12 protein-coding genes are annotated in these 14,520 nt (G+C 62.2%); 5 read left to right on the forward strand and 7 right to left on the reverse strand.

What is annotated here, in order from left to right:
- Positions 1-11: 11 nt before the first annotated feature.
- The gene (locus GJA_RS25925; protein WP_051780103.1) at positions 12-2,327 is read left to right on the forward strand and encodes a diguanylate cyclase; all 2,316 of its coding nucleotides are present in this window, start codon (positions 12-14) and stop codon (positions 2,325-2,327) included.
- 18 nt (positions 2,328-2,345) lie between these two features.
- On the opposite strand, the gene GJA_RS00855 is transcribed toward GJA_RS25925, so the two are convergent.
- Positions 2,346-2,936 (reverse strand): hypothetical protein, encoded by a 591-nt coding sequence (locus tag GJA_RS00855; protein WP_038487701.1) that lies wholly within the window; start codon positions 2,934-2,936, stop codon positions 2,346-2,348.
- Positions 2,933-3,637 (reverse strand): hypothetical protein, encoded by a 705-nt coding sequence (locus tag GJA_RS00860; protein ID WP_038487703.1) that lies wholly within the window; start codon positions 3,635-3,637, stop codon positions 2,933-2,935. The genes GJA_RS00855 and GJA_RS00860 overlap by 4 nt, the downstream gene beginning before the upstream one ends.
- 281 nt (positions 3,638-3,918) lie before the next feature.
- Here GJA_RS00860 and GJA_RS00865 point away from each other — a divergent pair, with 281 nt between their 5' ends.
- Positions 3,919-4,677: a sulfite exporter TauE/SafE family protein gene (locus GJA_RS00865; RefSeq protein ID WP_038487705.1), complete on the forward strand. Its 759-nt coding sequence runs from the start codon at positions 3,919-3,921 to the stop codon at positions 4,675-4,677.
- Here the strand turns inward: GJA_RS00865 and GJA_RS00870 are convergent.
- The 4 genes from GJA_RS00870 to GJA_RS00885 form a co-directional block, all read right to left on the reverse strand.
- On the reverse strand, positions 4,674-5,483 hold the full coding sequence (locus GJA_RS00870) for a porin family protein (RefSeq protein WP_038487708.1): 810 nt from the start codon (positions 5,481-5,483) through the stop codon (positions 4,674-4,676). The two genes, GJA_RS00865 and GJA_RS00870, sit on opposite strands and share 4 nt — an antisense overlap.
- Positions 5,484-5,575: 92 nt before the next feature.
- A complete protein-coding gene (locus GJA_RS27955) occupies positions 5,576-5,830 on the reverse strand; it encodes a hypothetical protein (RefSeq protein ID WP_038487711.1) in 255 nt (84 codons plus the stop codon).
- A 35-nt stretch (positions 5,831-5,865) separates the two neighbouring features.
- Positions 5,866-7,278, reverse strand: a complete 1,413-nt coding sequence (yjjJ, locus tag GJA_RS00880; RefSeq protein WP_038487714.1) for a type II toxin-antitoxin system HipA family toxin YjjJ — start codon at positions 7,276-7,278, stop codon at positions 5,866-5,868.
- Between the two features lie 111 nt (positions 7,279-7,389).
- The gene (locus GJA_RS00885; RefSeq protein WP_038487717.1) at positions 7,390-8,082 is read right to left on the reverse strand and encodes a helix-turn-helix transcriptional regulator; all 693 of its coding nucleotides are present in this window, start codon (positions 8,080-8,082) and stop codon (positions 7,390-7,392) included.
- Positions 8,083-8,244: 162 nt separating this feature from the next.
- Here GJA_RS00885 and GJA_RS00890 point away from each other — a divergent pair, with 162 nt between their 5' ends.
- Genes GJA_RS00890 through GJA_RS00900 form a run of 3 tightly spaced genes read left to right on the forward strand, consistent with a single transcriptional unit; the run spans position 8,245 to position 13,816 of the window.
- Entirely contained in the window at positions 8,245-9,333 is a 1,089-nt protein-coding gene (locus tag GJA_RS00890) for an efflux RND transporter periplasmic adaptor subunit (protein ID WP_038487720.1), read from the forward strand.
- The gene (locus GJA_RS00895) at positions 9,330-12,416 is read left to right on the forward strand and encodes a MexW/MexI family multidrug efflux RND transporter permease subunit (RefSeq protein ID WP_038487724.1); all 3,087 of its coding nucleotides are present in this window, start codon (positions 9,330-9,332) and stop codon (positions 12,414-12,416) included. Before GJA_RS00890 ends, GJA_RS00895 begins: the two co-directional genes overlap by 4 nt.
- The gene (locus GJA_RS00900; RefSeq protein WP_197539769.1) at positions 12,413-13,816 is read left to right on the forward strand and encodes an efflux transporter outer membrane subunit; all 1,404 of its coding nucleotides are present in this window, start codon (positions 12,413-12,415) and stop codon (positions 13,814-13,816) included. Before GJA_RS00895 ends, GJA_RS00900 begins: the two co-directional genes overlap by 4 nt.
- A gap of 6 nt (positions 13,817-13,822) precedes the next feature.
- Here GJA_RS00900 and GJA_RS00905 read toward each other — a convergent pair whose 3' ends face one another.
- The gene (locus tag GJA_RS00905) at positions 13,823-14,422 is read right to left on the reverse strand and encodes a hypothetical protein (protein WP_038487730.1); all 600 of its coding nucleotides are present in this window, start codon (positions 14,420-14,422) and stop codon (positions 13,823-13,825) included.
- Positions 14,423-14,520: the final 98 nt, after the last annotated feature.

Consider the following 14,520-nt stretch of genomic DNA (forward strand, 5'->3'; position numbering starts at 1 on the left):
AAAATCGCGCCATGGAGCAGGCACAACCCGACTTGAATTGGCAGGCGCCGGCGGAACCGGCGGATGAGCTGAAGCGTCTTGCCGCTTTGCACGCACTCCATTTCCTCGACGCGGCGTCGCAGCCGGAACTGGACCGTATCACGCGGCTGGCGGCGCGCCTGTTCGATGTGCCGATTGCGCTGGTGTCGCTGATCGACAAGGAACGCCAATGGTTTTTATCGCGGGTCGGACTGGGCACCAGCGAAACCGCGCGTAATATTTCTTTTTGTGGCCATGCAATTCTCGACGATGGGCCGATGGTGGTCGAAGACGCCTTGCTCGATGCGCGTTTCGCCGGCAATCCGCTGGTGACCGGCGAGCCGTATCTGCGGTTTTACGCGGGGCAGCCGATACGCAGCCGCCAGGGCCATGCACTGGGTACGCTGTGCCTGATCGACCGCCAGCCGCGCGGCATGTCGGCGCAGGATTTGCTGGCGCTGCGGGATTTTGCGGTGATGGTGGAACAGTATTTCCAGGCCAGCGAAGTCGACGCGCAAGTCAAGTCGGCGCAACTGCGCTACACGCGCTCGGAAGCGCTGCTCAATAATACCTTTGCGCAAGCCGCGGTCGGCATGGCGCTGCTATCGTTCGATGGCAAGTGGCTGCAAGTAAATCAGCGGCTGTGCGATATGCTCGGCTATCAGCGGGCGGCGCTGCTGAGTACCAGTTTCCAGGAAATCACCCATGCCGAGGACTTGGCGGGCGACCTGGCGCAAGTGGCGCAATTGCTGGCGGGACAGATCAGCACCTACACCATGGAAAAGCGCTACCTGCATGCGAACGGCAGCCATGTGTGGGCCGAATTGACGGTATCGCTGCTGCGCGACCATGCCGGCCATCCGCTGTATTTTTTATCGGTGATCAATGACATTGATGCCCGCAAGCATGCACAAATGGCGCTGGCCAGCTTGCACGGGGAATTGGAAAGCCGTGTCAAGATCCGCACCCATGAACTGGAAATGGCGCTGGCCCAGTTGCAACTGGCCAAGCAGGAAGCGGAAGCCAATGCCGAACGTTTTATCAGCGCCGCCGAATCGCACCTGGACGCCTACAGCCTGCTGCACAGTGTGCGCGATGACGACGGCAAGATCGTCGATTTCCGCTTCGAGTATGTCAACCAGGTGGCGCAAGCCGTGCTGGGGCTGCCGCGCGAACAGATCATCGGCCGCCGGCTGTGCGAATTGCTGCCGCCACATGTCAGCGCCGGCATGCTGGATAAATTCATCCGCACGGTCGACAGCGGCGAACCGCTGGCCGAACAATTCTGTCTCGACCTTGGCCATGGACCAGGGCAACTGCGCTGGATTTATCACGAAGTGGTCAAGACCGGCGATGGCTTGAGCATCAGTTCCAGCGATATCAGCGAACGCATCCGCGCCGAAGAAAGTTTAAGGTTGAAGGAAGCGATGCTGCGTCAGGTCACCGATGCGATACCGGCGCTGGTGGCGTTTGTCGATGCCGGGCAATGCTACCGTTATTGCAACCGGGCTTATTACCTGTCGTTCGCCGCCGACGCCGCGCAGATCGTCGGCAGCACCATGCACGACTTCCTCGGTGAGGAGCAATACCAGTTTGTCCAGGAACACATCGAACGCGCCGTGCAGGGGATCTGCGCCGAATTCGATCAAAGCCGCTTGAAGGATGGCAAGTTGCGCCAGTTTGAAACCCATTATTTGCCGCAGCGTGAAGCGGAAGGGCAAGTCACCGGCTTTTATATCGTCGGCTGGGACGTCACCGAACAGCGCCTGCGCGAGGAAACCCTGCGCGACCGCGCCACGCTGGACCAGATGACGGGCTTGCTGAACCGTTCCGCCTTCATGGCGCTGCTGGAAGACCGGCTGCTGCGTTCGCCTTCCAGCAGCGACGGCGTGGCATTGCTCTTCCTCGATATCGACCACTTCAAGCAAGTCAACGACCGTTACGGCCATGCGGCCGGCGATGCGCTGATCAGGGAATTCGCCAGGCGCACCCGTGGCGCGGTGCGCGGCGCCGATATCGTGGCGCGCCTCGGCGGCGATGAATTTGTCGTGTTGCTGCCGCAAGTCGCGTCGCTGGAAGCGGCGGCGCTGGTGACGGAGAAAATCCGCGCCGCGATGCGCCAGCCGGTCACGCTGCACGATAGCGACGGCATCGATTACCGGATTGCCAGCAGCATCGGCGTGGCCTACGCCGACGCCGCCGCGGCGCCGCGCTTCAGCGCCGCCGAGATGCTGGCGCGGGCCGACCAAGCGTTGTACCAGGCCAAGGCGGCGGGCCGCGATTGCTGGCGCAGCCAGGTGCTGAACTGACGCGTATGCCAGGGGCGTTTATTGCCGGATGACCTGGGCCAGCACGGCGTCGATAAATGCCTGCATCCGGCCTTCCGTGGTCAGGCTGGTTTGGTCATAGGAAAGTTCCTGCCGCCCAGAGCGTTGCGAATCGTAATACCAGCGGCTGACGTCGGCGCCGGTATAGATCAGGTACAAGGTGTCGGCATCGTCGGCGGGGACGATGGTGCCGGCCCGGGATTGACGATCCAGTAACTGTACCGAACTGAAAATATTCTTTTTTGCCAGTGCGTCGGCCAAGCCCTTGTTTTCACGGTGACTGGCCAGCGCCTGCGTGGCGAATTCCGCATCACTGATAAAACTCGGGTCATTGCCAAATTGCAAGTTGAAAGTTCTTGTTTTTTCCCGATAGCTGGTGTCTGCGCTCGGTATCGCGACGATCAGTTTTTTAGCGCTGAGCGCCCGTTGCAGCGGCACGACCTGGGCCAACGACTTGCCGTGTGCGGTTTCCACCGCTTGCATCAAGTCGTTCCTGGAATTGTATTCGACGCCATTGTAGGTATAACTGGCGCAGCCGCCCAGGGCGAGTGCCGCCGCGACCATCGCCATTTTCAATAAGAGCGCTTTCATTGCACTACCCTCCCTTGGGCCGCCTGACATTTTTCGGCGCTGCTGCTGGCCGCGACGATGGTACCCAATTGGCACATCACCTGGCCCTTGTCCGCTGCGGCGCGGGCGGAAACCGACGGCTGCGGCTGCAATCGCGGGAAGTAAGCGGTTCTCAAGGCTGCGGCGGTTTGATTGCACAAGGGTTCATCGGAGACGGTGTATTCCGGTACCAGGATACAAGTACCCAGCGCGTGGCCGAAGCGGTCGCGCCGCACTTGCTGGTAACTCTTGATACTGCCATCGGCAAATTGCAGTGTGTAGTTGAAGCGGAACTGCGTCTTGGCCGGCGTGTCGAGCGCCGCGCCGGCCGCCCTGCCGGCCAGCTCCGCGGCCCGGTGCTTGGCGCGCGAATAATTGCCTTCCTTTTCAGCTTTGTCCAGATAGTCCGCCGAGGCTTGCGCGGCGCCCTTATCGGCGTGAATGGTGGTGGCGGGCGTCGATTCGTCGACGCCGGGATTGTCGACCACGGTGGCGAAGGTGTCCGGCGCTGCCAGTTCGACGATATAGCGCTGTTGTATCAACTTCTTGTCGGATGGCGCCAGGCCGTTCCATGCCAGTTGCGATACCCGGATCGCGTCCTGCGCCATGGCGCCGCCGCACAGCGCCAGCGCCCATATCGCCAGCAGGCTGGCTCTGGCAGGTTTATTCCATATTGTATGCATGATGGTCTCTTCACATTAGTCCGGGAGTTTACCGGAATAAGCCGCCTTGATAAAAGTATCCTTACTGTAATATTTTCATCATAGTTGTGAACGGCGCATGCAGATGTTTGGCAAATGAAACAAGATGTTTTTCAATTGAGAAAGATGTATTCAATTGCAACCGGGCTTGCCTCGATTCTTCCTTGATCACTAAAAATAATCTTGAATGCCGATAATCTTGCTACCATCGGCGGCCGCGCTGACGCGGCACACCTATGCGTACCATCCAATAATGACCATTCATGACTGAACACCTGCTGCTGCAAACCGTGCTGAACCTGGGACTGGGCGTGCTGCTGGGCGCCATCGGCGGCTTGCTGGGCATCGGCGGCGGCTTGATCGCGATTCCGGTCCTGGGATTTTTGTATGGCATGGAGCAGCACCTGGCGCAAGGCACGGCGCTGGTGATGATCGCGCCGAACGTGCTGATCGGCTTCGTCCGCTATCGGCAGCGCAATGTCATCGACTTGCGCGCGACCGCCGGCATGTGTGTGCTGGCGGTGTTATCGGCCGGACTGGCTGCGCATTTCGCGTCGCGCGTATCGTCCGGACAATTGCGGTTCGGTTTCGCCTGTTTCCTGATCGTGCTGGCGCTGTATTTCATCCGGCAAATACGAAGCCGGCCGCTGGCCAAGGCGGCGACGCCGTTGCCGGAGCGCTATCTGCCGCTGGTCGGCTTGCTCAGCGGCGCCATGTCCGGCCTGTTCAGCATCGGCGGCGGCATGGTCGCCGTGCCGGTGCTGGCCAGCCTGTTCGGTTGGCAGCAGACCAGGGCGCAGGGCGTGGCGCTGGGGCTGGTGATCCCCGGCTCGGTGGTGGCGCTGTTCAGCTATGCGCAGGCGGGTTATGTCAACTGGCAAGTCGGCATTGCGCTGGCGCTGGGCGGCTTGCTCAGCGTGTCGTGGGGCGTGGCGCTGGCGCACCGGCTGCCCGCCGCGTGGCTGCGGCTGGCATTTTGCTCGGTGCTGATCGTCACCGCCACGCTGCTGTTAGTGCATTAAAACCGCACTTTCACATAGGCCGACGGTCCGGTCAGGCGGATATTCAAGTCGGCGCCGCGGTCGCTGTCGCGGTTCAGCTTGATTTTCGAAATGCCGTAATCGGCGACCAGGCCGATATTTTTCCACGGGAACCATTCGACGCCGATATTGCCGCCGTAAATGTGGCCATTGATGCGGCCGCCGTTCTTCTTGATGCCGGACGCTTCCGCATACATCCGCAAGTCCTGCGTGAACGCGTGGCGCCAGCCGATTTCCAGCAGCGGCGCGAAGGCGTTTTCGCTGATCGATTCGGTGCCGCTGCCGGCCACGCCGTTGACCACGCCGCTGGCGGTGCCGTCGATGCTGGCGTGGTAATACGCGGCGCCGGCGCCGATGCCGATCACGTCGTTGCCGCTGCCGATCCACCATTTATAGGCCAGTTGCGCCAGGTCCAGCCGCAAGTCGGCGCTCAGCTGGGCGTTGCCGGACGCCGGCTGGCCGTTGACGACGCCATTGCCGGAGACGGCAGGATGGTAGGATTTGTCGTAGCGGTAATAGTCGAAGGCCAGGCCGTGTTTGTCGCCCAGCAGCAAGTCTGCCTTGATGCGCGGAATCGTGGTGTGGCCCTGCTTGTCTTCCGGCGTATCGATGCGGCCGAAATTGGTGTCGGCACCGATCTTGATGCGCGGTTCGGCATAAAACGCGCCGCCCGAAATGCTGACCCGGTCCAGCGCCGGAGAGGGATCGGCCAGGGCCGCGCCGGCCGCCGTGCCGAGCAAACTGAACAGGATGGCGTGGCGCAACGGCGCCGTCGAGAATGCGGGCATCGGTTTCTCCTGCGTCTAAAGTTGAGTGATAGAAATCATAACAAGCTGGATGGCGAGTGCTAGTGGGTGCACACCGCCCAATGATGTGGGACTTATCCTACGGAATGGGTTTGCTGAGGCAAACCGATCGACATCAGCACGGCGCCGATCCGCCCGGCCGGCGGATACGCATGCGGCAGCAAGGCCATCGAACTGTGCAGTAACACCTTGCGCGCATGGTCGCGACAGGCGCCGGCCGTCGGTAACAGGCTGGCGAAAACCAGCGTGTAAGCGTTGACTACCCATTGCAGGCTGGTGGTGTCCAGCGCCGGCGCGGCGTCGCCGGCCGCGCAAGCGTTTGTCGACATGTTGCGGCAGCGCGGCTGAACACTGCGGTAAGCGCTTACGGCGCCAGTGCGGCCAGGCGTGCGACTTCCAGTCGGTTGGCGGCGCAGATGGCGCGGAAATCGTCGCTGATGCGTGGATCGGCGGCGGCGCTTTGCCAGAATGCCAGCGCGGCATTGGCGGCCAGCAGCCATGACTGGCGTTCGGCCGGCAACGCGAATGGCGGCGCAAAAGTGCGCTGCGGCAGTTCGACGCCGCGCACCGGCGCGTACAGCATCGGCAGCATGTCGTAGGCCGGCGCCAGCGACAACGGCGCGGCGGTCTCGCCCGGCAAGAAGGCGAGATTTCCTTCATGCATATCGCTATTGCCGATCAGGCGTCCGAAATGCCATAACAGGACGATCTGGTCGCGGGTTTCCGGGCCGATGTATTTTTCCGCCAATAAACGATGGGCAGCCTTGTTCCATGGTTCGCCGGCCATGCCGCCGATCAGCGCCGCCTCCAGTGCGGCCCAGCTACAGACCGCGGAGCGGCCGAATGCTCCATGGCGGTCGAAACGCTCGACTTCCAGGAAGGTGCGCCCGGCATGCCGGTGCACGCTGCTGCGTGCCGCCGGCAGCGCCAACTGCGTGGCCACCGCATCGAGCGCCAGGTGTTCGCAGACCAGCAAGTCGGACCAGCGTTGTACGCCGGGCGTCTGATCGTTGCCGGAAAACTTGACGATGACGTGATTGGCTTTGCCATCGAGCAAGCGGCAAGCGGTAAATTTCGGAAATTCCCCACCCGCCGACGAGCCCGCCGCACCGTCTTGCATCGCTTCCGCCGCGAGTCTTGTATACGCTTCTGGCAATGCGGCATCGTCGATCAACGGATAGCCCTGCCGTACGGTAGCGAGATGGTGCTGATAGGCGGGATCGCCGAGTATGTAATTGCCAGGGCTGTCCGAAGCCAGGCTGGATAAAACGAATAACACCTCGTCTTCTTGCCATTTGGCCGGATCGGGGCCGACTTGCAGCAATTGGGCGTAATGATGGGCAAAATTGCGACCAAGAAAACCTTGCGGACGCATATCGTCAAGCGGATAAGGTAAACCGGGAAACCAGCCATCGCGCATGTCCGGCGCCCGCGGCCATTCCAGCGCTTGTTCATACAGTAGGGCGCAACCGGCCGGATAGAGCGGGTCCAGCAGGGCGATGCGGCTGGCTCGTCCCGCGTGATCGATGCGGTACAGCGGTAGCGCTTCGGCATTGCCGCGGATAGGCCGCCGCGCGGCGTAGGTGGTGCGCCGCGCGGCGCCGCGCACCACCACCTGATCGCCCAGTTCGCGCACCATGCGCATCATGGTGGCGCGGCTGGTGCTTGGCCGGGTTTGTTGCAAACGAGCCAAAAGATCCGCAGCGCTGACGGTGCGTTCCTGGCGCAATATGCTCAGCAGATCCGCAGATGTTTGCTCAGTATTGAAACGTTTCATGAAACGATACTATCATGAAAAAACGTTTAAATTCAATTGATTAGTCAGAAATTTATCATTTTGATGAAACGATTGTACGAAGATTTTTCTACTGATTTGTAGTGAGTCTATTTATTTTTGCACCGGCACGATGCGGTACACGCACCGTCCTGCGCCCGCCAGCAAATGCTGTTCGCGTATCACGCTCGCGTCGTTGCCGATGATTTCCTGGAACAGGTTCAATTCCGAGCGGCAAAAGCCCTGGCAAGTGCGCGCCGCCGCGCAAATCGGGCAATGGTCTTCGATCAGCAAGCCATCGTCGCCATCGGTCTCGGCGCGCGCCATATACCCTTCGCTGCTGCGCACCAGCGCCAGTTGCTGCAAGCGCTGTTGCCAGCTGCTGCCGGTACACGCTTGCTGGTAGACGGCGCGGGTTTCCTGTTCGCGCTGGGTAATCAGCTTATCCATCCCCTCTTCGCCGAACAAGAGCCGGACCGAAGCGATCAGTTGCACCGTCAGTTGCGCGTGGGTATCCGGAAAACGGTCGTTGCCAGCCTCGGTCAAGACCCAGTTCTGGCTTGGCCTGCCGACGCCATTGGCCGCTTCCATGCGGCCTTCGACCAATGCCGATGCGGCCAGTTTCTGGATTTGCTGGCGCGCCGCTTCCGGCGTGATGTCGAGTTGTTGCGCCAGCGTCGCGGTCGACGCCGGTCCCTTGGTTTTCAAGAAAAACAGGATCCGCTCCGCCGTCGGCAAGTTGCCGCCGCTGTCGTCGGCCGCGATTAATGTCCCGCTATTTAACAAGTGTTTACTTGCGTAATTCATTTTACTGGCCTAATATCCAAGTCAATGTTTGGATATTAAAACGCTTCACCATGACTGTCGAGTGAAAAAATGATTCTTCACCGCTTCATTCATTCTTTTCTGTTCAACGTTCCTTTGGCATAAAAACCAAGCCAGGGCGTTTTTGACTACAAGAGGTTTATCATGCGCAAAAAATTATGGAGCGCCGTGGCGATTGCTTTGTCCGCAGCTATTGCGGGCGGTATCGTGTATAGCCGCAGCGCATCGAGCAAAGAGGCGGTTCCGCACGCCTATCCACCGCTCAAGGTGGCGCTGGCGACCGTGCAGCGCGGCAGCATGGCCAGTGCCTATTCCGGCGTCGGCGAACTGGAAGCCGCGCGCCAGGTGCAACTGGCGGCCGAAGTGGCGGGCCGCGTCACGCGCATCCATTTCGAGTCTGGCCAGCAAGTCAAGGCGGGCCAGATCCTGCTGCAATTGAACGATGCGCCGGAACAAGCCGACTTGCTGCGCCGCCAGGCGCAATTGCGCCATGCCGAAGCGGTGCTGGGCCGCTCGCGCAAGCTGTTGCAGGAAAATGCCGCGACCAGGGAGCAACTCGACAGCGCGCTGGCGGCGCGCGACATGGCGCTCGGCGAATTGCGCCAGACCGAGGCGGCGATCGCCCAAAAGACCATTCGCGCGCCATTCGCCGGCCAGCTCGGCATCCGCAAGGTGCATGAAGGGCAATACCTGAATCCTGCCGATGCGGTGGCCAGCCTGATCGATACCCGCACGCTGTATGTCAATTTTTCTCTGGAGGAACAAAGCAGTCCGCAACTGGCGCTCGGCCAGCCGGTGCGCGTGACGCTGGACGCGTATCCGGGACGCACCTTCACGGCCAGGATCAGCGCGCTGGAACCGCTGATCGCCCGCTCGCGCACGCTGCAATTGCAAGCCACGCTGGCCAATCCGGACGGCGGCCTGAAGGCCGGCATGTACGCCAGCATCAAGGTGCCGCGCACCGACAGCGCCGAGGTGCTGACGGTGCCGGAAACCGCGATCACCTACACCGCCTATGGCGACACGGTGTTCGTCGCCGCCCGCAACGATAAGCAATTGCTGGTGGTCAAGAAGGTGGCGGTCAAGACCGGCGAACGGGCCGAGGGCCGGGTGGTGATCGCCAGCGGCTTGCGCGAGCGCCAGCAAGTGGTGACCTCGGGACAGGTCAAGCTGAGCGATGGCGCGCAGGTCGAGGCCGTCAAGCATGACACCCTGGCGCAGACGGCATCATGAAATTCACCGACCTGTTCGTACGCCGGCCGGTGCTGGCGCTGGTGGTCAGCACGCTGATCCTGTTGCTCGGCATATTGGCGCTGAAGCGCCTGCCGATCCGCGAATATCCGATGCTGGAAAGTTCCACCATCACCGTCACCACCGCATATCCGGGCGCCTCGGCCGACTTGATGCAGGGTTTCGTGACGCAAACCATTGCGCAGGCGATTTCCTCGGTCGAAGGCATCGATTACCTGTCGTCGACGACGGTGCAGGGCCACAGCGTGGTCACCGCGCGCATGGCGCTGAACCGCGATTCGACCCAGGCCTTGACCGAAGTGATGGCCAAGGTCAACCAGGTGCGCTACAAGCTGCCGGAAAAAGCGTTCGATCCGGTCATCGAACGGTCGTCCGGCGAGTCGTCGGCGGTCGCCTATATCGGTTTTTCCAGCCAGACCCTGGCCATGCCGGCGCTCAGCGATTATCTGACGCGGGTGGTCGAACCGATGCTGTCGACGATCGACGGCGTGGCCAAGGTGCAAGTGTTCGGTGGCCAGACACTGGCGATGCGGTTGTGGGTCGATCCCGACCGGCTGGCCGGACGCGGCTTGACGGCCAGCGACGTGGCCGACGCGGTGCGGCGCAATAATTTCCAGGCCGCGCCGGGCAAGGTCAAGGGCCAGTTCGTGGTATCGAACATCAGCGTCAATACCGACCTGACCAGCCTGGAAGATTTCCGTGAACTGGTGCTGCGCAACGATGGCAACGGCCTGGTGCGCATGAAGGACGTCGCCACCGTCGAGCTGGGCGCGGCGGCGACCGACAGCAGCGGCCAGATGGATGGCAAGCCGGCCGTCTTTATCGGCCTGTCGGCCACGCCGTCCGGCAATCCGCTGGTGATCGTCGACGCTATCCGCAAGCTGTTGCCGGAAATCCGCAAGACCTTGCCGCCCGGCGTGCACGCCGAAATGCCGTTCGAGACCGCGCGTTTCATCCAGGCCTCGATCAATGAAGTCGTCCATACGCTGGTCGAAGCATTGCTGATCGTGGTGCTGGTGATTTATGTGTGCCTCGGTTCGATGCGCACCGTGCTGATTCCGGTACTGACGATTCCGCTGTCGATGCTGGGCGCGGCCGGCCTGATGCTGATGTTCGGTTTCAGCATCAATCTGCTGACCTTGCTGGCCATGGTGCTGGCGATCGGCCTGGTGGTCGACGACGCCATCGTGGTGGTCGAAAACGTGCACCGCCACATCGAGCAAGGCAAGACGCCGGTGGCCGCGGCGCTGATCGGCGCGCGCGAAGTGGCCGGGCCGGTGATCGCGATGACGATCACGCTGGCGGCGGTGTATGCGCCGATCGGCCTGATGGGCGGCTTGACCGGCGCCTTGTTCAAGGAGTTCGCGCTGACGCTGGCCGGCGCGGTGATCGTCTCCGGCGTGGTGGCGCTGACGCTGTCGCCGGTGATGAGCTCGTTCCTGTTGCCGGCCAAGCAGAACGAGGGCCGCATGGCGCATGCCGCCGAGTGGTTTTTCGATGGCTTGACGCGGCGCTACGCGGCGCTGCTGGGCTGGTCGTTGCGCCATCGCCCGGCCATGCTGGGCTTTGCCGTGGTGGTATTGCTGAGCTTGCCGTGGCTGTACCAGATGCCGCAGCGCGAACTGGCGCCGGGCGAAGACCAGGCCAGCATCCTGACCGCGATCAAGGCGCCGCAGCACGCCAATCTCGATTACGTCGAACGTTTCGCCTACAAACTCGATGAAGTCTATACGCGCTTCCCGGAAACCGTCAGCCGCTGGATCATCCACGGCGGTGAAACGCCGGCCAACAGCATCGGCGGCATCAACCTGTCCGACTGGGACCAGCGCAAGCGCAGCGCGGCGCAAATCCAGGCGCAATTGCAGGCAGCCGTCAACGATGTCGAAGGCGTCAGTATTTTCGCCTTCGAATTGCCGGCCTTGCCGGGATCGAGCGGCGGCTTGCCGGTGCAAATGGTGTTGCGCAGTGCACAGGATTACCGCGTGCTGTTCCAGGCGATGGAAGAGATCAAGCACAAGGCGCGGAGCAGCGGCTTGTTCGCGGTGGTCGACAGCGATCTCGATTACAACAATCCGGTGGTGCAGGTGCGCATCGACCGCGCTAAAGCGAACAGCCTCGGCATCCGCATGCAGGATATCGGCGAATCGCTGGCGGTGCTGGTCGGTGAGAATTACCTGAACCGCTTCGGCATGGATGGCCGTTCCTACGACGTGATTCCGCAAAGCCCGCGCGAACAACGGCTGACGCCGCAAGCGCTGGCGCGGCAATATGTGCGCACCCAGGACGGCACCTTGGCGCCGCTGTCGACCGTGGTGCAACTGAGCATGCAGGTCGAGCCGAACAAGCTGACCCAGTTCGACCAGCAAAACGCCGCCACCTTCCAGGGCATCCCGGCGCCGGGCGTGACGCTGGGCGACGCGGTCGCCTTCCTCGATGGCGTAGTGAAAGACTTGCCGGCTGGTTTCAGTCACGCATGGTTATCCGATGCGCGTCAATATATGCAGGAAGGTAATGCACTGATCATGGCGTTCCTGTTTGCGCTGATCATCATTTACCTGGTGCTGGCGGCGCAATATGAAAGCCTGGTCGATCCCTTGATCATCCTGATCACGGTGCCGCTGTCGATTTGCGGCGCGCTGCTGCCGCTGGCGATGGGCTTTGCGACGATCAATATCTATACCCAAATCGGCCTGGTGACCTTGATCGGCCTGATCAGCAAGCACGGTATTTTGATGGTGGAATTCGCCAACGATTTACAGGCGCAACAGGGACTGGACCGTGGCACGGCGATCCAGCGCGCCGCGCAGATCCGCTTGCGGCCGATCCTGATGACGACGGCGGCGATGGTGGTCGGCCTGGTGCCGCTGCTGTTCGCGTCCGGCGCCGGCGCGGCCAGCCGTTTCGGATTGGGACTGGTGATTGTTGCCGGCATGCTGATCGGTACCTTGTTCACGCTGTTCGTCTTGCCGACCGTCTACACAGTACTGGCGCGCAATCACGCGGCCGGCCAGGATGCGGTACGCGTCTTGCAACTGGCCGAGGCCGACTTGCCCTTGAGGACATGATGAAACAATTGACGATAGTGGCGGCCAGTGTGCTGCTGAGCGCCTGCGCGGTCGGGCCGCAGTATGAGCAGCCGCAAGCGGCGCCGATCGCGCTGGCCAGCCCGCAACAGACGGCGTTTTCCCGCACGGCTGCGTTGCCGGCGCCGGCCGCGTGGTGGCGTTTCTTCGACGATGCCCGGCTGGTGGCGCTGGTCGATGCCGCCTTGCTGCATAACCACGATATCCGCCAGGCGCAAGCGAACTTGCTGGCCTCGCGCGCACGGTTCGATGAACGCGATCTCGACCGCTATCCGACGGTGAGCGGCTCGGCCGGCTACCAGCGCGGCAGCCAGCAACAACCGGGCCCCGATGGCGCGGCGCGGCGCACGCTGGCGCAATCGTACCGGCTCGGTTTCGATGCGCAGTGGGAACTCGATGTCTTCGGCCGGCTGCAACGGCTGGCCGCGTCGGAGCAGGCCCGCTCCGACGCGGCGCAGGCCGAGCTGCAACAATTGCGGCTGACCATCGCCGCCGACGTGGCGCGCCATTATTACGAGCGCCTGGGACTGCTGCGCAAGCTGGACATCGCCGCGGCGCAGGTGCACAGCTGGCGCGACACGGTGGCCGTGATCCGCGCCCAGGTGCAGCTGGGCACCGGCTTGCAGGAAGACCTGGCCAGCGCACAAGCGACCTTGCTGCGCAGCGAGGCGGCGCTGCCGCCGTTGACCGCCGCGCTGCAACAGGCCAGCTACCGGCTCGATGTGTTGAGCGGCCAGCGTCCCGGCCAGCCGCATCCGGAAATGGAGGCGGCGGCGCCGGCGCCGCTGGCGAAACAATTGCCGCTGGGCGATGTGAACCAGCTGATCCTGGCGCGGCCCGACGTGCGGCGCGCCGAACGCTTGCTGGCGGCCAGCACCGAGGATGTCGGCGCGGCGACGGCCGACCTGTATCCGCGCTTCAGCCTGGGCGGCTTCGTCGGTTTCTTTGCGTTGCGCGGCGGCGATATCGGCAGCGCGTCGCGCGCATTTGACTTGGCGCCCAACGCCAGCTGGCCGGCGTTCCCGCTAGCCAGCAGCCGGGCCCGGCTGCGCGGCGCCGAGGCGCACACGCAAGGCGCGCTGGCCCGTTATGAACAAGCATTGCTGCTGGCGCAGGAAGACGTCGAAAACGCTGTCACGCGGCTGGTGCAAGACCAGTCGCGCACCGCGTCATTGATACAGTCGGCCAGCCATGCGGCCAGCGCGATCGACATCGCCGGCAAGCGCTACCAGGCGGGCGCCGGCAGTTATCTGGCGCTGCTGGAAAACCAGCGCACGCTGTTCCAGATCCGCCAGGAAGTGGCCGACGCGGAGACCGCCTCATATGTCAATGTGATTGCGTTGTACAAGGCATTGGCTTGGGGCGCCACGACGTCGCAATAAAGTTGCTTAGCAAGACGGCGCCAGTGCCACCGGCACCGGTACCAGCTCGGTCTGGCCTTCCTTGACGATCACCTGCTTGATCGTCACGCTGCATTGTTTACCTTCCCATTCGAAGGCCGCCTCGTAATCTTCGCCGGCATGCGGCGTGAAGGTGATCTGGCCGCCGCAGCTTGGCGCGCGGCTTTCGTAGCGGATGCCGTTGGCGACATAAAACGACGACACGTCCTGGAAATGCAGGCGCAGGCTGCTCGGCTTGCCGGCCGGTAGCGCATATTCCTTGAAATAGGCCTTGGAAAAGATGCCGTCTTTTTTCGCCAGATTCAGCGTGGTCGGGGTGTCCGGCATGCCCAGGCTGGTATTTTCGACCGAGCCGATCAGCGAACCGAAAGCGCTGGCCATGCCGCCGGATACTTTTTCCTCGCCGCCGCTGAACATGCCCTTGATGCAGCTGCTGTCCTGGTAGAGTGACACCATCGCGCCATTCTGTCCGAACAGGCGCAAGCGGCTGAGTGGCGCGGCGTCAGCGGAGGCGGTGGGAGCGGCTTCTTGCGCCGAGACCGAGGCACAGGCCAGCAGCATGGCGGCGATGGAAATAGTCTTATGCATAGTGATCCTTATTAAAAATAGAAATATATCCTGAGAGAAACATCCTGCGTTAATTATTATGCTAATTATTTTTGTAATGCGCGGTACGGGCTTACAAT

This window comes from Janthinobacterium agaricidamnosum NBRC 102515 = DSM 9628 (assembly GCF_000723165.1).
GTDB lineage: Bacteria > Pseudomonadota > Gammaproteobacteria > Burkholderiales > Burkholderiaceae_D > Janthinobacterium > Janthinobacterium agaricidamnosum.

Bases quoted from the DNA above. Each gene is read 5' to 3' on its own strand.
- GJA_RS27955 (WP_038487711.1), bottom strand. From the start codon at position 5,830: ATGTCGACAAACGCTTGCGCGGCCGGCGACGCCGCGCCGGCGCTGGAC.
- GJA_RS00900 (WP_197539769.1), top strand. From the start codon at position 12,413: ATGATGAAACAATTGACGATAGTGGCGGCCAGTGTGCTGCTGAGCGCC.
- GJA_RS25925 (WP_051780103.1), top strand. From the start codon at position 12: ATGGAGCAGGCACAACCCGACTTGAATTGGCAGGCGCCGGCGGAACCG.
- GJA_RS00870 (WP_038487708.1), bottom strand. From the start codon at position 5,483: ATGCCCGCATTCTCGACGGCGCCGTTGCGCCACGCCATCCTGTTCAGT.
- GJA_RS00890 (WP_038487720.1), top strand. From the start codon at position 8,245: ATGCGCAAAAAATTATGGAGCGCCGTGGCGATTGCTTTGTCCGCAGCT.
- GJA_RS00885 (WP_038487717.1), bottom strand. From the start codon at position 8,082: ATGAATTACGCAAGTAAACACTTGTTAAATAGCGGGACATTAATCGCG.
- GJA_RS00860 (WP_038487703.1), bottom strand. From the start codon at position 3,637: ATGCATACAATATGGAATAAACCTGCCAGAGCCAGCCTGCTGGCGATA.
- GJA_RS00855 (WP_038487701.1), bottom strand. From the start codon at position 2,936: ATGAAAGCGCTCTTATTGAAAATGGCGATGGTCGCGGCGGCACTCGCC.
- GJA_RS00895 (WP_038487724.1), top strand. From the start codon at position 9,330: ATGAAATTCACCGACCTGTTCGTACGCCGGCCGGTGCTGGCGCTGGTG.
- yjjJ (WP_038487714.1), bottom strand. From the start codon at position 7,278: ATGAAACGTTTCAATACTGAGCAAACATCTGCGGATCTGCTGAGCATA.
- GJA_RS00865 (WP_038487705.1), top strand. From the start codon at position 3,919: ATGACTGAACACCTGCTGCTGCAAACCGTGCTGAACCTGGGACTGGGC.
- GJA_RS00905 (WP_038487730.1), bottom strand. From the start codon at position 14,422: ATGCATAAGACTATTTCCATCGCCGCCATGCTGCTGGCCTGTGCCTCG.